Consider the following 20,220-nt stretch of genomic DNA (forward strand, 5'->3'; position numbering starts at 1 on the left):
GCTGGGGTGCGAAGCGCCCCCACCAGGCTGACTGCGGTTCTGCAGGAATCATTCGGTTGTCGGTTTTGGGGCCGCTGCGCAGCCCAGCGGGAGCAAGCTCCCTCGCCACAGAAAAGCAGGATTGGGCTATCCCAGGCGTTCTGCCAGCAACGGCAACAAACGTTCGCAGGAGGCTTCGATCTTGAGTTGCAGCAACTCATCGCCCCGTGTCTTGCCCAGATTGATGGCAATCACGGGCTTGCCTTGCTCGACCATCGCCTTGCACAACCGAAACGCCGAATACGCCATCAGCGACGAACCCACCACCAGCAATCCTTCTGCGTCATCCACCGCCGCCATCGCCTTGGCTGCCGTGCCCTGGGCGACGTTCTCGCCGAAAAACACCACGTCCGGTTTCAACCGTTGCCCGCCGCAGTGGGGGCAGCGGGGCACCTGAAAACGTCCTTCAAAGGCCGGGTCCAGCAGGGTGTCACCGTCGGGGGCTTGAACGGCATCCACACCCGCCAGGTACGGATTCTCCGCTTCCATTCGGCGCTGGATCAGGTCCCGTTCGCTGGTCTGCTGGCAATCCAGACATAGCACCCGGTGCAGGCTGCCGTGGAGTTCGATCACATCATGGCTGCCAGCCTGGTCGTGCAGGGTGTCGACGTTCTGGGTGATCAGCCCGGTAATGCGCTGGCGCTGCTGCAGGGTGGCCAACGCGATATGCGCCGCGTTCGGCTGCGCGACACGCACCCTCGGCCAGCCGAGCATCGCCCGCGCCCAGTAGCGGCGGCGCGCCTGCGGGGTTGCCAGGAACTCCTGGTACATCATCGGTGCCTTGCCCCGGCGCACGCCTTCGCTGTCGCGATAATCGGGAATCCCCGAAGAGGTGCTGATACCCGCACCGGTCAGCACCAGGAAGCGCCGTTGGGACATGGCCCGGTGCAGGCTGTCGAGTTGGTTATCGACTTGATGTTGCAGGGTATCGAGCATGGGGTCCCCAATGATTATTCGCCGCGAATGTACTGCTCCAGCTGTTTGATCAGGTCGGCCTGTTCGGCAATCGCTTCCTTGACCAGGTCGCCGATGGACAGCAGGCCAAGGAGCTCGCCGTTCTCCACCACAGGCAGGTGCCGCAGATGTCGGTCAGTCATGATCGTCATGCAAGTCTCGACAGTCTGGTGAGTGTCGACGGTGATCACCGGTGAATTCATGATCTCGTGGGCTTTGGTCGTCACCGAAGACAATCCATGGAGGATGACCTTACGGGCATAGTCTCGTTCACTGATGATGCCCACCACCTTGCCGTCCTGGAGCACTGGCAAGGCCCCGACGTTTTTCGAAGCCATCACGATCAAGGCCTCAAATACCGTATGGTCGTGGGGGATGGTGTGGACTTGATGGTTATGCTGGTCTTTGGACTTCAGCACTTGGGCAACGGTTTTCATGGAGGCCACTCCGGTGTTGTTATTGTTGGGAGGTTAGCAGGCCCTACAGAATCCTGGATGGCCTGCAGCAGGGCAAGGTCCAAAGCGGCATACATCCCGTCGAAAAACGTCATTGTCGCGATTTCTTAGTGCTTCTCAGCCTTTGTTTGCCGGTTTTGCCGCCCGCTTCGGGCTGGTGGCCGTCTTGCGCTTGGCCGGTTTGCGTTTGTTTTTCCACGGTGTGGCGCCACGTCCGGCCGGGCTGGCCGGGCCGCTGATGGTCAGGCGCATGCCAGTGCAGCGGGTCACCTGTTTGCTCATCCATGCGGCCTGTTTGGCGACGAACTCTTCCAGGCTCATCTCGCCGCTTTGTACCATGTCCAGTGCCTGCTCCCAGATAGCGGTGGTACCGGGGTCGGCAATTGCCCGTGGCACTGCATCAATCAGGCTGAACGCGGCGGGTGTTGCCGACAGCGCCTTGCCGTTTTTCACCAGGTAGCCGCGGTCCAGCAGGCCCTGGATGATCCCGGCGCGGGTGGCTTCGGTGCCGATCCCGGTGGTGTCCTTGAGCTTTTGCTTGAGCAGCGGGTCTTCCACCAGCTTGGCGACGTTTTTCATCGCCTTGATCAGGTCGCCTTCGGTGAAGGGTTTGGGTGGCTGGGTCCACAGGTCCTTGAGGTTGACCTTGGCCACGGCGTAGTCCTGCCCCTGAACCAGTTTTGGCAAGGACTGCGGCGCAGGTGCTTCACGGCCCTTGGCCGGTGCCAATGCTTCCGGCAATGCGCGTTTCCAGCCCGGCTCGACGATGACTTTACCGACAGCCCGCAAGGCTTCACCGGCACAATCGAAATCTGCCTGGGTACGGTCGTACTCGTGATTGGGCAGGAACTGCGCGAGATAGCGGGCGCGAATCAAGGTGTAGACGGCGCGATGCTTGCCCGTCAATTGCCCGACATCCTTGCCGGCGCCGGTGGGAATGATGCCGTGGTGAGCGCTGACCTTGGCGTCGTTCCAGGCCCGGGAGCGCCGCTTCGGGTCGATGTGTGGCATCAATTCATTCACCGCCGGATCGGCCCGCCCCAGCGCCGCGAGGATTTTCGGCGCGTCGCCGTGCTGGCTCAGGGGCAGGTAGCCGCAATCGCTGCGGGGGTAAGTGATGACCTTGTGGGTTTCGTAGAGCGACTGGGCAACATCCAGGGTTTCCTGGGCGCCGAGGCCAAGCTTTTTCGAGCAGATTTCCTGCAGGGTGCCGAGGTCGAAGGGCAGGGGCGCGACGTCGCGCATGCGCTCGGTACGCAGTTTGACCAGCCGGGCGCTGGCGGCGTTGCTCATGGCATTGGCGGCGTCCCGAGCAAGCTGCGGATTGAGGCAGCGGCCCTGATCGTCACAGGCGTCTTCTGTTGCGCGCCACTGCGCCGTAAAAGTGATGTCGTCGTGGAGCAGATCCACATCGATGGCCCAATAAGCGACGGGTACAAAGTCGGCAATGCTGCGGTCCCGGTCTACCACCAGGCGCAGGGTCGGGGTTTGCACACGGCCGACCGGCAACACGCCCTGGTAGCCGGACTGTTGGCCCAGCAGGGTAAACAGGCGGCTCATGTTCATCCCGATCAGCCAGTCGGCACGGGAGCGGCCAAGGGCCGAATGGTAGAGGCTGAAGGTTTCAGCACCGGGCTTCAACGAGGCCAGGGCCTTGCGGATCGACGCGTCGTCGAGCGCCGAGAGCCATAGCCGCTGGATGGGGCCGCGATAACGGCAATGCTCCACCAGCTCACGGGCGATCATCTCGCCCTCACGGTCGGCATCGGTGGCGATCACCAATTCCTGGGCTTCCCCCAGCAGACGCTTGACCGCCTTGAACTGGCTGGCAGTCTTGGGCTTGACCAGCATCTTCCACTTTTCGGGGATGATCGGCAGGTCGGCCAGCACCCAGCGCTTGTACTTCGCGTCGTAGCTGTCGGGCGGGGCGGTTTCCAGCAGGTGGCCGATGCACCAGGTCACCGTCACGCCTGAGCCCAGCCAGCAACCGTCGCCACGCCGGGTCGCGCCGAGCACGGCGGCGATATCCTTGGCCTGGGACGGTTTTTCACAGAGGAACAGCCGCATGGTCACCACATTCGCTACGCAATTGAATGGGGAGCAGGATGAGCAATAAATCAGAATTGGGCAACTTTTATCTGGATGGATATACAGCAATTTGTGTGTCTGGTGCTAAACCCAATGTGGGAGCGGGCTTGCTCGCGAACGCGGTGTATCAGTCAACCTATCCGGCGACTGACACCCCGCTTTCGCGAGCAAGCCCGCTCCCACACTGAAACTCCAGCGTCGGCCGGATCGACGTTTAGTTATTGTCGATATCGACGTTCTTGGTTTCTTTCAGGCAAATCAGCCCCACGATCAGGCTCACCCCGGTAATTACCACCGGGTACCACAGCCCATAGAAAATATCCCCGGTGTACACCACCAGCGCAAACGATACCGTCGGCAGGAAGCCACCAAACCAGCCATTCCCGATGTGGTATGGCAGCGACAGCGAGGTGTAGCGGATGCGTGTCGGGAACAGCTCCACCATCAGCGCTGCCAGCGGGCCGTAGCACATGGCGGCGATCAGGATCAGCGCGACAATCAGCACCACCACCATGGTTTTGTTGACCTGGGCCACATCAGCCGATTGCGGATAACCCGCCAGGGTCACCGCGCCTTTCAGGGCGGCTTCGTCGTAACCGTCGATACGCACATCACCCACGCTCACCTGCACTGCGCTGCCCGCCGGGGCGGCCGCGCTTTCATACGGCAGGCCCTGTTTCACCAGGAAGGTCTTGACCTTGTCGCACGGGCTGTCAAAACGCGCCTTGCCCACCGGGTCGAACTGGAAGGTGCAGGTGGCCGGGTCTGCCAATACGGTGATCGGCGACTGGCGGCTGGCGTGGTCCATCGCCGGGTTGGTGTAGTGCGCCAGGCCCTTGAAGATCGGGAAGTACAGCGCGGTGGCCAGCAGCAGGCCGACCATCAACACCGGCTTGCGCCCCAGCTTGTCCGAAAGCCAGCCGAAGAAGATGAAGAACGGCGCACCAATCACCACGCTGATGATCAGCAGCATGTTGGCCAGCGCCGGATCCATCTTCAAAAACTGTGTGAGGAAGAACAGCACATAAAACTGCGCGGCATAGAACGTCACTGCCTGGCCGGCGTTGATGCTGAATAGCGCAATCAGCACGATCTTGAGGTTTTCCCATTTGCCGAAGGATTCGCGGATCGGCGACTTGCTGGCCTTGCCTTCCTCTTTCATTTTCAGGAACGCCGGCGACTCGTGCAGGCTCATGCGGATCCAGGTGGAGATACCCAGCAGCACGATCGACAGCAGGAACGGCAGGCGCCAGCCCCACACTTCGAATTGGTCACCGGTGAAGTAACGGCAGGCCAGCACCACCAGCAGCGACAGCAGCAGGCCGAGGGTCGCGGTGGATTGAATCCAGCTGGTGTGGAAGCCGCGTTTGCCCGCCGGGGCGTGCTCGGCCACATAGGTGGCTGCGCCGCCGTACTCGCCGCCCAGCGCCAGGCCCTGGAGCATGCGCAGTGCCACGAGGATGATCGGTGCGGCAATGCCGATGCTCGAATAGGTCGGCAGCAGGCCGACGCAGAAAGTCGCCAGGCCCATCAGGATGATGGTGGCGAGGAAGGTGTACTTGCGCCCGATCATGTCACCCAGCCGACCGAACACCAGCGCGCCGAACGGGCGCACCACAAAGCCGGCGGCGAAGGCCATCAGGGCAAAGATAAACGCCGTGGTGTCGTTGACCCCGGCAAAGAACTGCTTGCTGATCACCGCCGCGAGGGCGCCGTAGAGGAAGAAGTCATACCACTCGAACACCGTCCCGAGGGAGGAGGCGAAGATGACTTTCTGCGTGTCGTTGCTGTCTCGCGCCTTGGTGGCGGAGCCCAGGGGTTGAGCGTGTTCTGACATTTGGGTAGCCCTCACAGTGATTATTTATTGTTGTTCCACTGTCGGCGCCACATCGGCGCCGCTATTCCCCTGTAGGAGCCCGGCTTGCCGGCGATGGCGCTCTCAAGCTGTGCACTACGCTTGAAAACGCCATCGCCGGCAAGCCGGGGTCCTGCAGGTCAAGCCGGTAAGGTCAGTTCTTTCTCCGGGGCGAGGCTCCTTGTGTTCGGCGAAAGGATAAGCTGCGCGGCTTTTTCCGCGATCATCAGCGTCGGTGAGCAGGTGTTGCCTGAAGTGATGCGTGGCATGACCGACGCGTCGGCGATGCGCAGGCCGGGAACCCCGTGCACTCGCAGTTGGGCGTCGACCACCGCGTCCTTGTCGCTGCCCATGCGGCAGGTGCCCACTGGATGGAAAATCGTGGTGCCAATGCGGGCGGCGGCTTCCTGCAGCTGTTCGTCCGTCTGCAGTTCTGCGCCGGGCAGGTACTCCACCGGGTTGAATTGCTTCAGGGCCGGCGCCGAGACGATGCGTCGGGTCAGGCGAATGGCGTCGGCGGCTACCCGCAGGTCTTCCGGATGGCTGAGGTAGTTGGGGCGGATCAGCGGTGCGTCTGCCGGGTTGGCCGAGCGAATGTCGATGCGGCCACGGCTTTGCGGGCGCAAGTCGCACACCGAAGCGGTGAAGGCCGGGAACCCGTGCAGTGGTTCGCCAAAGCGCTCCAGGGACAGCGGTTGCACGTGGTATTCGAGGTTGGCCGACGTCTGCTCCGGCCCGGAACGGGCGAACGCGCCAAGCTGGCTGGGGGCCATGGACAACGGGCCGCTGCGGTCGTACAGGTAGCGCAGGCCCATGCCCATCTTGCCCCACACGGTGCCGGCGATCTGGTTCAGGGTGCGGGCGTTTTCCAGCTTGTAGATCAGGCGCAGTTGCAGGTGATCCTGCAGGTTGCCGCCCACTCCGGGTAACTCGTGCAGCACATCGATGCCCAAAGGCTTGAGCACGCTGGAGGGGCCGATACCGGAGCGTTGCAGGATGCCGGGCGAACCTACGGAGCCGGCGCACAGGATGATTTCCTTGCGCGCCCGCCACGTGACTGGCTGGCCTTGCTGGCGAGCAACCACCGCCGCCGCACGGCCGTTCTCCAGGAGTACGCGGTCGACTTCAACCTCGGTCATCACCGTCAGGTTGGGCCGCTGGCGGATCGGTTTGAGAAACGCCTTGGCCGCATTCCAGCGCACGCCGGATTTCTGATTGACCTGGAAATAGCCACAGCCTTCGTTGTCGCCCTGGTTGAAGTCGCTGATGCTGTCGATACCGCTTTGCTGCGCCGCGTCACGAAACGCATCGAGGATCGGCCAGTGCAGGCGCTGTTGCTCAACCCGCCATTCACCGCCGTCACTGTGAAATTGCGAGGCACCGGCAAAATGGTTTTCGCTCTGCTTGAACAGCGGCAGCACATCCTTCCACGCCCAACCGGGATTGTCCTCGGCCCAGCCGTCGTAATCCCGGGCCTGGCCGCGCATGTAGATCATGCCGTTGATGGACGAGCACCCGCCCAGCACCTTGCCGCGCGGGTAGCTCAGCGCACGGCCTTGCAGGCCTTCCTGGGCTTCGGTCTTGAAGCACCAGTCGGTGCGCGGGTTGCCGATGCAGAACAGGTAGCCGACGGGAATATGGATCCAGGGGTAGTTATCGCGACCGCCTGCTTCAAGCAGCAACACGCGATGGGCAGGGTTGGCAGACAGTCGATTGGCCAGCAGGCAGCCCGCCGGGCCGGCGCCTACCACCACGTAATCGTATTCAGCAGCTGCAGAATGCATCTGTGACCTCGCTTGTTTTTCTTATTGGTCCCATCCTAGTTGTTAGTTTTCGTCTTAAAAATGTTAGTTTTTACCCAGCTGCTGTGCGTTTTTAGACAACGCTGCTGTTCAGGGGAAGAAGGGGAAGGCATGTTCGACTGGAATGATCTGCGGTTCTTTCTTGAGTTACAGCGTAGCGGACGCTTGCTCACGGCGGCGCAACGCCTGAAAACCACCCACGCCACCGTGGCCCGGCACATCGAGGCCATCGAGAAAAGCCTGGGCACTGCGCTGTTCGTGCAGCACGCCCAGGGTTACGAACTCACGCCCTCCGGCGAAGCCCTGCTCAAACATGCCGAAGCCATGGAAAACGTGGCGCTGCTGGCCGAAGAAGAACTGACTCATTCCGCCGCGCCCCTGGGCAAGATCCGCCTGGGGGTGGCCGAGGGTTTGGGCGTGATGTTCCTGGCCAGTCGCATGGGCGGCCTGTTCGAACGCTACCCGGGCCTGGAAGTGGAACTGCTGGCAGTGCCACGGTTTGTCAGCATCCTCAACCGCGAAGCGGAAATCAGCATCCACCTCGAACGCCCCAGCGTCGACCAACTGGTGACCCGCAAACTCACCGACTACCGCCTGGCGCTCTACGCCAGCCGCAGCTACCTGGACCGCACACCGCCGATTGAAAAACGCGAGGACCTGGCGGTGCACGCCTGGATCGATTACGTCGACGATTTACTGTTCAGCCAGGAACTGAAATTCCTCAGCAGTTTCTGCCGCAACCCCAAAGTGGTGTTCCACAGCACCAGCGTGATCGCCCAGCACCAGGCGGCGCGCTCGGGGTTGGGAATTGCCGTATTGCCCTGCTTCATGGCGGCGAGCGACCCGGACCTGGTGCCGCTGCTACCGGCGGAGAGCATCCAGCGCAGCTATTGGATCAGCTCCCGGCGCGAGTTGCACAAGTCGGTCAGGTTGCGGGTGTTGTGGGATTACCTGGTGGAACTCTGCGCGCGGGAGCAAGGGGTTTTGCTGGGGGAGGGTTAGAGCTTCACCACCTGATGCACCTGCTCACCACAGGCACGGATCTCCTTGATCATCTTTTCAAACGGCGCGCTGACAATTTCATCGTGGGTCAGCCAGCGTATTTTCTGCGTCAGGACGTAGTGATAACGCCAGTCGCCCTTGACGCGCTCACCCGTCAGGTCCAGGTCGTACCACGGCGAGCGTACCTGGCAAGCCTTGATGTCCTTGTCGATCTGCCCACCCGACAGTGTGATGGTGTAGTCCAGCGTCTCGGGGTTGCCTATGTACAAGTCGGCCAGTTGCCCATTGCGGCGGTAGTTGAGCAGACCGTCCCATTTCTCTTGCAGCAAGGCATCGTTGTAGACGTGGTCGTTGCCCAGCGGTTCCAGGGGCCGCATGTCCGTCAGGGTGGCGCTGACCTTGTAGCTGGCCGGGATCAGGAAGGCGGTGGCGGGGCGCTCGACCTGGCAGTCGGTGATCTGTTTGCCGAAGTTGTCGCAGATGTTCTGGTCGCTGGCGGTGGCGCCTTGCTGGCGGTCGGCGACGCTCAGTTGCATCAGCGGCATGCCGCGAAAATCAACGGTGGCCGAGACCCGGGCGGTGCCCTGGGCGTCGAAGCGCTCCTGTTTGTCGAGGATCAACGTGGGGGCGGCGGGTTGCAGCGGGATGTGTTCTTCACGTACCTGGCCCTCGGCGTTGGTCACCAGCACCCAGCGGTCCTGGATGTCGGGCAGGGTCTGGCCGGGGGCGAAGATCGGGTTGGTCGGGTCCAGCCACCACACCTGGCCATCGACTTCGGCGCGGACGATGGCGTGGTTCGGCGCGCCGGTACCGGGAATCAGCAGCGGGTTAACCACATCGCCACGGCTGACCCAGGCGGGCTCGGCCTTGATTCCGCTGGCCTTGAGCATGGCTGCCAGCAGCGTCGAAAGGTCTTTGCAGTCGCCGTAGCCGTGCTGTTCGATCTCCGCCAGGCTGAAGGGTACATAGCCGCGATCCGAGGCGCGCCAGTCGCCCAGGTAACGGTAGTGGTCGTTGATGTGCTGCATCAGGCCGGCCACCTGTTGTGCCGGTGGCAAGCCGCGAACGGCGGCCACGGCGGCGGCGCCCTGGGGCGGCAGCTTTGCGCCGAGGATCTGGTTGTAGCGTTCGGCAAAGCCGCCGAAGTACTGCTGGCGATCCAGGGAGCTGCCGACTTCGATACGCGGGGCGTGGCGTATGTAGGCGTTGGCGGATTCGTTGATATAGCTGAGGTAGGTCGGGGCCTTTTGCACCACGTCCAGGGTCTTGCGATTGGCTGATGGCGTAATGCTGAAATCCTCCATCAATTCGCTGCGCCACTCGATCGGCCGCTCGGCGGTGAAGCGTGCCTTGAAGTGGTCGCGCCGTGCGGCGTTGGGGCCGAACTGCAAGGCGTAGTAGAACTCGGTCATCAGCGGTTTGGCCGGGTGATGTTCGCGCACCGTGTAGCGGATTTGCGTGCCGACCCGCAGGTTGGGAAACGCCAGCGAGGTCTGTTTTTCCCGGGAGAAACCCTGGTCCGGGTTGGGGGCGGTGCGGGTGTCGATTTGCGTCGGGTCCAGGGGCACAGGTTTGCCGCCGGGCTGGGTGGACTCGGCCTTGATCAGTTCGAAGCCGTCTTCTTCCTGGTAGCTGAAGTCGATCCGCGAGAGCATTTCGCGGCCGCTTGGCTTGAGGATGGTGTAGTGAAAGCGGGTAGTGCAGTCGACGCTGGCGTCGCGGTTGAAGTGGCAATGCAGCTCGGTGTCGCTGGCCAGTGGGGCTTCGGCCATTGGTTGCAGGGCGGCAAGCGCGCTGTGACTGGCAAGCCCCCAGCTGATGCAGATCAGGGGACGGTAAAACGAAAAACGGAGCATGGGCGCCTCAGGTGGAACATTGACACAAGTACCCTAGGGGTACCGAGAAGGCGCCGGATGATAATGGATCGCAACACGAATGCCTAGCATTGTCCGACAATTAATTTCGCTGTAAGGCCCGATCTAGAGCCTTCGTTAATGTTTTAAGGATTATTTTTCGAGTTCAAACTCGACGCTGCCCAGCCGCTCACCGTTCACCAGCACGTGAACCGCATGCTTGCCGGGATAGTGCTTGCGCGTGGTCAATTCACGGATATGTTGGCCACGGCTGATGGCGTGATGTTCTCCGGCACCCAGGGTAAATACCTTGAGCTTGAACACCTTGGACGCGCTGTGACCGGCGCTTTTCACATAGTCGATGGCGTAGTCGACCACCAGCTTTTGCGACGAATCGGCAGTGGACTCCAGGCTGAAGGACAGGTTGATCCGCTCCCCCAACTTGATCGCCGCCGGCTCGACCTTGAGTTGATGGATCTTCACTTCGGCCCTGGCCCCGGCGCCCATGATCGTCAGCGCCCGGGTGTTGCCTTGCTTGATCAGGCTGCGCAGCGCGTGGCGGGCGATCCACGCGGTGTGGGGGTTATCCAGGGACCAGCCTTCGATCAGGCCCAGCACCCAATCCGGATGGTCCTTGGTGATGTCGTTGAGGTGGTTGGCCACCGACTTGCGCACGTAGAGGCTGCTGTCGGCCTTGAGATTGTCGAGGATCGAAGCGCACAGGTTCGGATCGGCCTGCACCTCGGCCAGGCGAAACGACCATGGCAGCCGTGGCCGTGAACCTTCGCTGGCGAGGCGTCGTACGTGTTCGTTGTCGTCCAGCGACCACTGTTGCATCACCGCCAGGGTGCGCTTGAAATCCTTCAGCAGAAAATGCCGCACGGCAAACTCGGCGGAGCCGAAGGTGGTGAAGTACTTGAGGGCAGCCATGGAGCGCTTGAAATCATCGCCGCCGTAGCTGGCAACGTAGTGGGGCAGGAACAGGCTGACAAAGGCGCTGTTCAGCCGAGGGGCCAGGGCATACAGCAACTTCAGGGTTTGCGGATAATCCAGCGGGATCACAGCGTTGAGGCTTTCACTGACCCGCGCCATGCGCTGCATCACCGACAGGTCTGCCAACCCGGCCTTGGCGTGTTTGAGAAAACCCTTGGCGTCGAACGCCGGGTACACCGCGGTCATTTCGCTGGCGATGTGTTGCAGGCGTTCGGCGTTGAAGATTTCCTTCAGGGCCGGGGCGCTTTGGTCGGTCATGGGCAAGTCCGCGGTTAGCCAGAGATGCCCACGAGGCTAACCATCAGTGCCTAGAGATACCAGCGATATTCCCGCGCATGAATTTCCTGCTGGAATGCCAGGTGGTCCTGGCGTTTGTTTTCGCAATACACGTCGACAAACTCCGCGCCCAGGCCTTCGCGCAACGTCGGCTGATGCTGCATGGCGCGCACCGCCTCCAGCATTTCCACGGGGAAGTCCGCGCCGCTGTTGCGGTCTTCGTTCAGCGGGGCGATGGGCTCCTTCGCTGCTTCAAGACCATGCTCAAGCCCCACCAGAATCGCCGCCAATACCAGATACGGGTTGGCATCGGCACTCGCCAGGCGATGTTCGATGCGCAGGTTGCGCGGGTCGGATTCAGGGATTCGCACGCACGCGTCACGGTCTTCAAAGCCCCAGCACGCGCGGGTTGCCGCGTTGACCGTGCCACCAAGGCGGCGGAAGGCGTTGTGGTTGGGCGAGAAGATCGGCATGCAGTGCGGCAGCAGTTCCAGGCAACCCGCCACTGCGTGGCGCAACGGTTGCTGCTGGTGGGCCGCCAGCAGGTTATTGCCCGCCGCATCGTACAGGCTGACGTGCACATGCATGCCGCTGCCGGGATGTTGCAGGTAAGGCTTGGCCATGAAGCTGGCGCGGTAGCCGTGCTTGAGGGCCACGCCACGAGTGCTGCGGCAGAACAGGGCGGCCCAGTCGGCGGCGCGCAGGCCGTCTTCCAGGTGGCCGAAATTGATTTCGAACTGGCCGGGGCCGAGTTCGGCGGTGATCACCGTGATGTCGATGCCCTGGGCCTTGGCCGTCTCGACCATATCGTCCAACACCGGCGCAAAGCGTGACAGGCGCTCGATGTGCAAGTTGGGCTGGTCGTCCGCGTCATCACTCAGCGGGTCGCGGGCAAATTGCGGCAGGCCGTCGCTGAGCTTTTTGTCGAACAGGTAGAACTCCAGCTCGAACGCGACCACCGGGTGAATGCCTTTGCGCTGCAGGCGTTCCAGCACCTTGGCCAGTACTTCCCGGGGTTCGAATTCGATGGGCGCTTCGGTGCCGTCGGAGGTAATCAACATCTGCCCCAGCGGCTGCGCCTCCCAGCTCACCGGCTTGAGGGTGCCGGGCACCAGGCTGCGGTTGGCGTCCGGGTCGCCGTCGTGGAAGCAATAGTCGCCGATCTTGAACAGGCCGCCCTGGGCACCCAGCAGCACCGCGTTCTGCGGCAGTTTCAACGGGCTGCCGGCGGCGACCTTTTCCAGCATCTCCACCGGGTAGCGCTTGCCGTAGAAATGCCCGGGAATGTCCAGGGCAATCAGGTCGACGTAGCGCACATCGGGATGGTTCTGGCGAAAGGTCCGGACTTCGGCCAAAAGCGTGGAAGCATGGCTTTTCACGGGTGTTGCTCCTAGTTGTAGACCCACAGCACGCGGGCTGGCAGGTCGGTCAGGTTGCCGTAGCGGCAGTGGGCAAAACTGGCCAGGTGGAAGCTGTCGCCGGGGCCCAGGGTGACCGAGTCCGGCTCGCCCTCGACCCACAGCGTCAACTCGCCCTCCAGCACGTAACCGGCCTGTTCGGCACGGTCGCTCATGGTTTGTTCGCCGCTGTTGGCACCGGGGGCCAGCAGGCTGTCGAGGATCGAGAACGCGCCGTGCATGCTCGGCGACACCAGGATGTCGGTGATGCCATTGGCGTAATACACCGTGCGCCGTTCGTTGGGGCGGGTGACCCAGTCCACCGCCTTGGGTTTGGACAGGCTGTAGAAATAGGTGGTGGGCACACCGAGCGCGTGGCTGATGGCCGTGAGGTCGGCCACGGTCGGGCGCGACAGGCCGCGTTCAACCTGGGACAGGAAACCCACGGAACGCTCGATCTTTTGCGCCAGTTGCGCCAGGGTGAGCTTCTTGTGCTTGCGCAGGTCGTGGATCAGGATCGCCAGGGCGTCGAGTTCTTCTTGCTTGTCCATGGGCGTTTCGTGAAATTCTTATCAGGAAATTTCATGAAAAATTACAGGATTAATTTCACGAGGGCAATGGGTATGGAGTTGGCAGAGCATTTACGCCGCCTGGAACAGGAGCTGCACCAATGCACCACCCGTGCAGATGCGGCGCGGTTGTCGGTGCTGCTGGCGGATGATTTCGTCGAATTTGGTGCCAGTGGCAATGTGTGGGGCAGCAAGGCCGAGGTGATCGAGGGGCTGCAGGATGAGGTGTTTTCAGTCCGTAGCATCAGTGACTTTGCAATGAAGGTGCTGGCCGAAGGCGTGGCGTTGGTGACGTATCGCTGCCAGCGCGCGGCGACGGATGCAAATGCGGCGGGGGAGTCGTTGCGCAGTTCGGTGTGGCGCGAAAGCGGCGGGCAGTGGCAGATGGTGTTTCATCAGGGCACGCCGACACGTCAGCGTGCACCTGTGTAAGCGCCGGCAGGTCAGACCGTACGCTTGGCCTCGAACCCCGACAGGCTGACATCATCACGATGCCCGAGCAGCTCGGCCACCACCGAGGTCGGCGACTTGTGCTTGTAGGTGTTGTAGTTGTTGACCGAGTCGTGGAAGAGCTGGCGGGTGAACGCGACACGGCTTTCCAGGCTGGCGATTTCTGCGCTGGGTGACGAGGCATTTTGCGCCGCCGCCAATTGTTGTTCGGCCTCCTTGAATTGGCCGAAGGCTTTTTTGCAGCGATCAAGCAGGGCCACCAGTTCCCTGTAGGTGCCGAACACGTAGAGCGCGAGCAAGGTGACAACGGTCACGAAAATGATGATGACGTGGGTACCAGTCATTGGAATTCCTGAGCGGCTGGAAAAAGGAACCAATCTTATCTGATTAATCGCCGGCCCGGTCGCTGGCCGCCCATCCATCTGCCGCTTCCATCACGGCGCTGAATGATTCCACGCCGCTGCGGTCGGAATCTTTACGCGTCATTCATTGAAGGAAGTGCCCATGAAGTCCAAATCCCTTGTTGCCTGCCTGCTGGTTGCCGCGAGCCTCTCTCCCGCGAGTCTCACCGTCCAGGCCGCAGATACCCCGCAAAAAACCGTGCAGCCTTCGAATATCAATACCCGCGACCTCAAGACGGGAGACCGTGCGCCAGACATTCTGATGCGTAAGGAGTCGGCCATTGCCGACTGGAAGAAACGTGGCCTGAAGCAGCCGGAAGAAGACAGCCAGTGGGCTCGAGTGAACGACAAGTACGTATTGCTCAAAACCACCAACGGCACGATTCTCGACATCACCCCCGTTAAAAAATAAAGCGTTCGGCGGGATGGGTGATCGCGCTTCATCCCGCTGGATTTGATTTTTGCATAAATGCATAAACCAGCATTTTTTTCTTCTTGTTTTGCGTTAAGGTACGTCCGCTGCGGGCCGCAATGGTCCCTTTACCTTGACCGGAATGAGAGCAGGATGCTTGCCACAATAAGAAATTACCCGCGTACCGTGAACCTGTTGTTGTCGGCCACGCTGATCCTCACCCTGGCCAAAGCCATCACCTTTCCGTACCTGGTGATCTACCTCACCAACCACTTTGCCCTCGACATCAGCCAGGTCGGCCTGGTGATCGGCAGCTCGCTGATCGTCGGCTCGCTGCTGAGTGTCTACGGCGGTTTCCTGGTAGACCGCATCAACAGCTACAGGCTATTGCTCAGCTTGAGTGTGGTGTTTGCCCTGGGGTTTATCGGCACGGTGCTGGCCCGGGAAATCTGGTCGTTCTACAGCTGCCTGATCCTGATCAACCTGGCGTACGCGGTGATCGACATCGCGATCAAGTCCGGGTTTGCCAGCCTGTTGCCGGAAGATGAGCGCAGCGAAGCGTTTTCCATCAAGTACACCCTGACCAATATCGGCTATGCCGTAGGGCCGTTTTTTGGCGCGATGGTGGCCAAGCTCGATATCAGCTTGCCGTTTATCCTGTCGGCGGTCCTGGGCTTCGGTTTTTTCCTGCTGTACTGGCGTTGGGGCGACCGCACGCTGGCCACGGTAGACACCACGCAAAAGCCGGTGTCGTTCCTCGCGGTGGGGCGTGTATTGCTGCGGGATCACCGACTGGTGTGCTTCACCGTCGGCGGCCTGCTCAGTGCCGTGGTGTTCGGCCAGTTCACCGCGTACCTGTCGCAGTACCTGGTGACCACCACTACCGCCGAATACACCTACACCATCATCAGCGCGGTACTCACCACCAACGCGGTGTTGGTGATTGCCCTGCAATACGCGATTGGCCGGCGCATTTCCCACCGCTACCTGAGCCAGTGGCTGATCTTCGGCCTGGGCATGTTCATGCTGGGGGTGATTGGCTTTGCTCTGGCGAGCAACGTGTGGTGGTGGATCCTGGCGATGGCGATTTTCACCGTGGGCGAAATCGTGGTGTTTCCGGCCGAGTACATGTTCATCGACCGCATCGCCCCGGACAACCTGCGGGGCATGTACTACGGGGCGCAAAACCTCTCCAACCTCGGTGCTGCCCTGGGGCCAGTGCTGTGCGGGCTGGTGCTGGCCAACCTGCCGGCCCACTACATGTTCTACATGTTGGCAGCGTTCATTGTCGGGGGAGGGGTGTTCTATTTTATCGGGGCGTCGTTGAAAGCCCGCGACATACTGTAGGAGCACGCTTGCTCACGAAGGTCGTTAACGATAACGCGCCACGCCTGAATGAACGCGGTGCCTGGGCGTTTTTCGCGAGCAAGCCTGCTCCTACAAAGGGCGCAGCGGCAGGTCATCCAGCCTGAGTTTACCGACGGTGTTGCTCTGCAATTCGTACCGCAACTCGTCGACCATCTTTTCCACTTCCTGCGGGGTCTGCAGCTTGTTGACGCTGATCCCGGTGACCACCAAATCCACCCGGCCGCTTTCGGCGTCGAAGACCTTGAGCGTCAACGACGCGTCACGGCACAGGGTGAATTCGCAGGTCAGGGGCGACAGGGCCTCTTCGATGCAGTTGCGCAGTTGGGAGAGCGTAAACATCAGGGTTCTCCTCAGCGACGACGCAGCAACAGGCCCAGCAGCAGGCCGACACCGGCGACGATCGCAACCGTTGCCAGGGGTTTTTGCTTGGCGAAATCGCCGACGGTGTCCAGCGCGTCACCGTAGGTTTGCTGCAACTGGCCAGCGGCCTGGCGAGCTACTCCCTCGGCCTGGAGACGTTCGTCACCGGTCAGATCACCCAGAAAACCTTGAGCCTTGCCGGCCACTTTTTCCACGGCGCCTTTGACTTGTTCGCTTTTCATGATGGATTCCTTAAAGGGCATGACATCTCAACGGCACAGGACCCGAAGCCCTGTGCCCACCCTTCAAGGTTAAGCAGTGCACCCCCGCGCAATAAGGCGAATTTGCACCGGTCTCACTAGTGCATTTGCACTCTATTTCGGCTTTTTAACCCGCAACTCACCGGCAAACAGCCCGCGCTCACGGGCCCACACGATGGCTGCACTACGGCTATGCACCCCCAGTTTGGAGTACACCGTGGCCACATGGTTACGCACGGTGTTGGGTGCCAGTTTCAGGCGCGAAGCGATTTCCTTGTCGGCCAGGCCTTCGCAAATCAACCCCAGTACGTCGCGCTCGCGGGCGGTCAGGTCGGTAAAGGAAATGTTCGGTACATTGGGGCTGTTGACGCTCTTGGCGTTGGCCAGTTTTTCAATCAGCGTCTGGCTGAACCATGAGGCGTCCTGCATCACTTCCTCGATCGCGGCCACCAGTTCCAGCTCGGAGCGCTTGCGTTCGGTGATGTTCATCAGCACCAGCAGGTAGCAGGGCACATCCTGGATACTGACGGTGTCGGCAGACAGCACACAGTCGATCAGCTCATTGCCTTTCTTGCGAATCTTCAGGTCGAGGCCGTCGAGGTTGCCGGCTTTTTCCAGGGTGGTGAACAGTTGCGTGCAGGCCTGGGGGCTGTCGATAAAGTCGATGTCTTCGATGGATTTGCCGATCAGTTCTTCACTGGTATAGCCGGTGATGGTCATGAAGGCTTCGTTGATATCCACCACCTGGCGGTTGGCGGCGTTGCACACCAGGGTCGGCACCGGCGTCAGGCGGAACGACTTGGCGAAGCGTTCCTCGCTCTGACGCAGGGCGGTTTCGGCCTTGCGGCGAGGCTCCAGGTCGGTGAAGGAAAACAGCATGCAGTCTTCCTCATTCATGTCCAGCGGCTGGCCGGCCACGATCACCAGTTTGCTGCCGCCTTCGGGCAGTTTCAGTTCGGCTTGCATCTGTGGAATGGTCGCGCCTTCGCCCAGGCGCTTGACGGCCAGGTCCTTGTTTTCGGCCTGTTCCAGCACGTCCAGTTCATACACCGAGTGGCCGATCACCTGGTCGCGGTTGTAGCCGGTCATCTCCAGGAAGCCCTGGTTGACCTTGATGTAGCGCAGGTCGCTCAGGCGGCAAATCACCGCCGGCGCCGGGTTGGCATTAAAGGTCTTTTCGAAGCGCTGTTCGGCGCTGGCCCATTCGGTGGCGTCGCTCAGGATCAACACCAGCAATTCCGGCTCGCCCGACGCGTCGTCGAGCACCAGGCTGCGCAGGCGATGCACCCAGACTTTTTCCTCGTCGCCGGTGGGGGTGACTTCCACCACCACATCGCTGAACTCTTCACCGTCTGCCACCCGGCTCAGAGGATAATTCTCCAGCACCAACGGGTGGTTGTTGCGATACCGCAAGGCAAAGCGCGCGGCGTATTCCTTGGTGTTGGCACCCAGGTCTTCGACTTTATCCACGCCATGCATCAGCAGCGCGGCTTCATTGGCCCAGAGTATGGTCTGGTCGGCCTCGGCGAGGATCACCCCATCGGACAAGCCGGAGATGATCTGCTGCAGTTGGCGGCGGTTGGTTTCTTTGGCGAGGACGGCCTGGCTCATGGTTTCTCCTGGGGTAAGTCGCATGGGAAGTACGACACCTGAGGCTCAGGATAGTGCAGAGAAAGTGCCCGGCGCGGGGTGCGAATGCACCAGTGCGCCTAGTGCAATTGTGTCGAGACCGCAGGGCAGGTGCCTCGCCAAACTGGCCACCTACCCACTGTTCAAAGGATTTAACATGACCACTGTCTATGAAACCAACCGTTCGCTGTTTCGTGTGTCCTGGGGCTCGGTATTGGCCGGTAGTGCAATTGCCCTGGTGACCTATCTGGTATTGAGCGTACTTGGCACCGCGATTGGCGCCAGCGCGGTAGACCCGATGGCCGCGGGTAACCCGCTGAGCGGTTTCGGCACCGGTGCCGGGATCTGGCTGTTTGTCTCGACGCTGCTGGCAATCGGTGCCGGTGCATTCGTGGCCGGGCGCACCGCGCCGGATCGCGGCGGCCTGCACGGCGTGCTGAGCTGGACCATCACCACCTTGCTCACCACCTGGCTGCTGGCCGCGCTGGCCACCAGCGTTGTGGGAGCGGCGGGCAATGTCGTCGGCAAGGGCCTGTCGGCTGCCGGCAGCGGGATCGCCGCCGTGGCGCCGGTTATCAGCGACAGCGTCAAGCAGCAACTGAATGAGCAGGGCATCAAGCTGGACTGGAACAGCCTGCAAGGTCAGCTCGACACACTGCTCAAGCAGAGCGGCAAACCTGAACTGGCCCCGGCCAACGTTGAGCAAAAAGCCGATCAGGCGGCTGCGGACGGCAAGCAGTCGGCCAACGATGCCGCGACCAACCCAGCCCAGGCTGGTGATGAATTGAAGCAGTGGTTCGAGCGGGTCAAGGCTTCCGGTGAGCCGGCGTTGAACGCGGCGGACAAGCAGGCACTGGTCAATATTGTTGCGGCCCGTACCGGCAAGAGCCAGGCTGAGGCCACCCAGATTGTCGACAACTACGCCCAGGCCTACCAGCAGGCCGTGCAGAAGGTTGACGAACTGAAGCAACAGGCTGAACAGAAAGCCCGTGAAGCCGGTGAAGTCGCGGCCAAGCAACTGTCCCGTGCTGCGTGGAGCACCTTGTTGATGTTGCTGCTGGGCGCAGCGTTGAGCTTCGGTGTGGGTCGCCTGGCGATTTCCACCCGTCGTGTACCGTTGGCCTGATCATGACCTGAGGTGATCTATGTGGCGAGGGAGCAAGCTCCCTCGCCACAATGCTTCGCTGGCACCAAACATGCTAGTGTCAGCACTCCAACATCCACTGGCAGTGCCTGGCGATGCGCGACATCTACAGCGTCTTCAACTCCAACGGCGCCTATGAAACCGGGGCCCATGCCCACGACGAATTCATGCTGATGGTGCCCGAGCACGGCCTGTTGCGTTTCAAGGATGAAGAAAGCGGGCGCACCACCTCGGTGATCGACCGCCAGTTCGTACTGGTGCCGCCGCAATCCAGCCATTCCTCCTCGTCACTCACCGCCAGCCAGGGCCACGTGGCGTTCTACGTCGACCCCGACTACATGCACTACGCCTTGCGTGACCTGTCCGGTGACGCCAACCGCTTGCTGCGCGTGCCCACCCTGGGCATCTGGCAAACCTCCGCGCCGTTGCACCATCTGCTCCTGGCAAAAAAAGCCTTCAGCCAACCCGACCTGTACATCGACCGCCGCCGCCAGGTGGCCCAGGCCGATCACTTGCTGCTGCTCGAATGCCTGGCGATTTCCCTCAGCCAGCCGAGTCTGCAACGCTCATCTACCGAGCGCCACGGCGCCATGCTGGTGCGTGACGTCAAGGCGTACGTGGAAGGCAACCTCGAACATGCGCCGGGGCTGGATGAAATCGCCGAGACGTTTCACATGTCGCGCCGCCATCTGACCCGGCTGTTCGCGCTGCACACCGGCGAGACGGTGCTGGCGTACGTCCAGCGCCTGCGCCTGGAGCGCGCGCAGACGTTGTTGCGGCACACCCGCATGTCGGTGCTGGAGATCGCCAATAACGTCGGCTATGAGTCACCGTCACACCTGGCCCATGTGTTTCGCCGGGTGCTGGGCGTGTCGCCGGATGAGTGGCGCCGCGGCTGATACCGCCTCAACTT

At 61.5% G+C, this 20,220-nt stretch carries 19 protein-coding genes; 6 read left to right on the forward strand and 13 right to left on the reverse strand.

The window, feature by feature from the left end; translation table 11 throughout:
* Positions 1-126: 126 nt before the first annotated feature.
* The 5 genes from HX869_RS04540 to HX869_RS04560 form a co-directional block, all read right to left on the reverse strand.
* Positions 127-975: an NAD-dependent protein deacetylase gene (locus HX869_RS04540; RefSeq protein ID WP_178902798.1), complete on the reverse strand. Its 849-nt coding sequence runs from the start codon at positions 973-975 to the stop codon at positions 127-129.
* Positions 976-989: 14 nt separating this feature from the next.
* Positions 990-1,430, reverse strand: a complete 441-nt coding sequence (locus HX869_RS04545) for a CBS domain-containing protein (protein ID WP_003211614.1) — start codon at positions 1,428-1,430, stop codon at positions 990-992.
* 135 nt (positions 1,431-1,565) lie between these two features.
* Positions 1,566-3,515 carry a DNA topoisomerase III gene (locus HX869_RS04550; protein ID WP_087694093.1) on the reverse strand — a complete coding sequence of 650 codons (1,950 nt, stop codon included), beginning with the start codon at positions 3,513-3,515 and terminating at the stop codon, positions 1,566-1,568.
* Positions 3,516-3,750: 235 nt separating this feature from the next.
* Positions 3,751-5,373: an MFS transporter gene (locus HX869_RS04555; protein ID WP_008435879.1), complete on the reverse strand. Its 1,623-nt coding sequence runs from the start codon at positions 5,371-5,373 to the stop codon at positions 3,751-3,753.
* 158 nt (positions 5,374-5,531) lie between these two features.
* A complete protein-coding gene (locus HX869_RS04560; RefSeq protein WP_177009752.1) occupies positions 5,532-7,175 on the reverse strand; it encodes a GMC family oxidoreductase in 1,644 nt (547 codons plus the stop codon).
* Positions 7,176-7,304: 129 nt separating this feature from the next.
* Between HX869_RS04560 and HX869_RS04565 the strand changes: the two genes are divergently transcribed.
* Positions 7,305-8,195: a LysR family transcriptional regulator gene (locus HX869_RS04565; protein ID WP_003211603.1), complete on the forward strand. Its 891-nt coding sequence runs from the start codon at positions 7,305-7,307 to the stop codon at positions 8,193-8,195.
* Here HX869_RS04565 and HX869_RS04570 read toward each other — a convergent pair.
* The 4 genes from HX869_RS04570 to HX869_RS04585 all read right to left on the reverse strand — a co-directional run bounded on the left by HX869_RS04570 (position 8,192) and on the right by HX869_RS04585 (position 13,265).
* Positions 8,192-10,051: a DUF3857 domain-containing transglutaminase family protein gene (locus tag HX869_RS04570; protein ID WP_177019727.1), complete on the reverse strand. Its 1,860-nt coding sequence runs from the start codon at positions 10,049-10,051 to the stop codon at positions 8,192-8,194. The genes HX869_RS04565 and HX869_RS04570 overlap by 4 nt on opposite strands.
* Positions 10,052-10,201: 150 nt before the next feature.
* Entirely contained in the window at positions 10,202-11,299 is a 1,098-nt protein-coding gene (locus HX869_RS04575; RefSeq protein ID WP_178902799.1) for a DNA alkylation repair protein, read from the reverse strand.
* Between the two features lie 50 nt (positions 11,300-11,349).
* On the reverse strand, positions 11,350-12,696 hold the full coding sequence (locus tag HX869_RS04580; RefSeq protein ID WP_178902800.1) for a glutamine synthetase family protein: 1,347 nt from the start codon (positions 12,694-12,696) through the stop codon (positions 11,350-11,352).
* Between the two features lie 11 nt (positions 12,697-12,707).
* The gene (locus HX869_RS04585; RefSeq protein WP_003211595.1) at positions 12,708-13,265 is read right to left on the reverse strand and encodes a helix-turn-helix domain-containing protein; all 558 of its coding nucleotides are present in this window, start codon (positions 13,263-13,265) and stop codon (positions 12,708-12,710) included.
* Between the two features lie 66 nt (positions 13,266-13,331).
* Between HX869_RS04585 and HX869_RS04590 the strand changes: the two genes are divergently transcribed.
* Positions 13,332-13,715: a DUF4440 domain-containing protein gene (locus tag HX869_RS04590; protein ID WP_003211593.1), complete on the forward strand. Its 384-nt coding sequence runs from the start codon at positions 13,332-13,334 to the stop codon at positions 13,713-13,715.
* 11 nt (positions 13,716-13,726) lie between these two features.
* Here the strand turns inward: HX869_RS04590 and HX869_RS04595 are convergent, their stop codons facing one another.
* Complete coding sequence (locus HX869_RS04595; RefSeq protein WP_003211591.1) at positions 13,727-14,077, reverse strand: LemA family protein; 351 nt, start codon at positions 14,075-14,077, stop codon at positions 13,727-13,729.
* Between the two features lie 160 nt (positions 14,078-14,237).
* Here HX869_RS04595 and HX869_RS04600 point away from each other — a divergent pair, with 160 nt between their 5' ends.
* Together HX869_RS04600 and HX869_RS04605 are read left to right on the forward strand one after the other, a co-directional pair.
* Positions 14,238-14,546 (forward strand): RcnB family protein, encoded by a 309-nt coding sequence (locus HX869_RS04600; RefSeq protein ID WP_178902801.1) that lies wholly within the window; start codon positions 14,238-14,240, stop codon positions 14,544-14,546.
* Positions 14,547-14,699: 153 nt separating this feature from the next.
* Positions 14,700-15,893, forward strand: a complete 1,194-nt coding sequence (locus HX869_RS04605) for an MFS transporter (protein WP_102369374.1) — start codon at positions 14,700-14,702, stop codon at positions 15,891-15,893.
* 90 nt (positions 15,894-15,983) lie between these two features.
* Here the strand turns inward: HX869_RS04605 and HX869_RS04610 are convergent, their stop codons facing one another.
* From HX869_RS04610 to HX869_RS04620, 3 genes are all read right to left on the reverse strand, one after another.
* Positions 15,984-16,253 carry a DUF1652 domain-containing protein gene (locus tag HX869_RS04610; RefSeq protein ID WP_003211585.1) on the reverse strand — a complete coding sequence of 90 codons (270 nt, stop codon included), beginning with the start codon at positions 16,251-16,253 and terminating at the stop codon, positions 15,984-15,986.
* A gap of 11 nt (positions 16,254-16,264) precedes the next feature.
* Positions 16,265-16,516 carry a CsbD family protein gene (locus HX869_RS04615; protein WP_003211583.1) on the reverse strand — a complete coding sequence of 84 codons (252 nt, stop codon included), beginning with the start codon at positions 16,514-16,516 and terminating at the stop codon, positions 16,265-16,267.
* A 132-nt stretch (positions 16,517-16,648) separates the two neighbouring features.
* Positions 16,649-18,145 (reverse strand): PAS domain S-box protein, encoded by a 1,497-nt coding sequence (locus HX869_RS04620; protein WP_003211582.1) that lies wholly within the window; start codon positions 18,143-18,145, stop codon positions 16,649-16,651.
* 175 nt (positions 18,146-18,320) lie between these two features.
* Between HX869_RS04620 and HX869_RS04625 the strand changes: the two genes are divergently transcribed.
* The gene (locus HX869_RS04625) at positions 18,321-19,289 is read left to right on the forward strand and encodes a hypothetical protein (RefSeq protein WP_178902802.1); all 969 of its coding nucleotides are present in this window, start codon (positions 18,321-18,323) and stop codon (positions 19,287-19,289) included.
* Positions 19,290-19,402: 113 nt separating this feature from the next.
* Complete coding sequence (locus HX869_RS04630) at positions 19,403-20,206, forward strand: AraC family transcriptional regulator (RefSeq protein WP_003211578.1); 804 nt, start codon at positions 19,403-19,405, stop codon at positions 20,204-20,206.
* Positions 20,207-20,220: the final 14 nt, after the last annotated feature.

Source organism: Pseudomonas sp. P7779, from assembly GCF_013386315.1.
In the GTDB taxonomy this organism is placed as follows: domain Bacteria; phylum Pseudomonadota; class Gammaproteobacteria; order Pseudomonadales; family Pseudomonadaceae; genus Aquipseudomonas.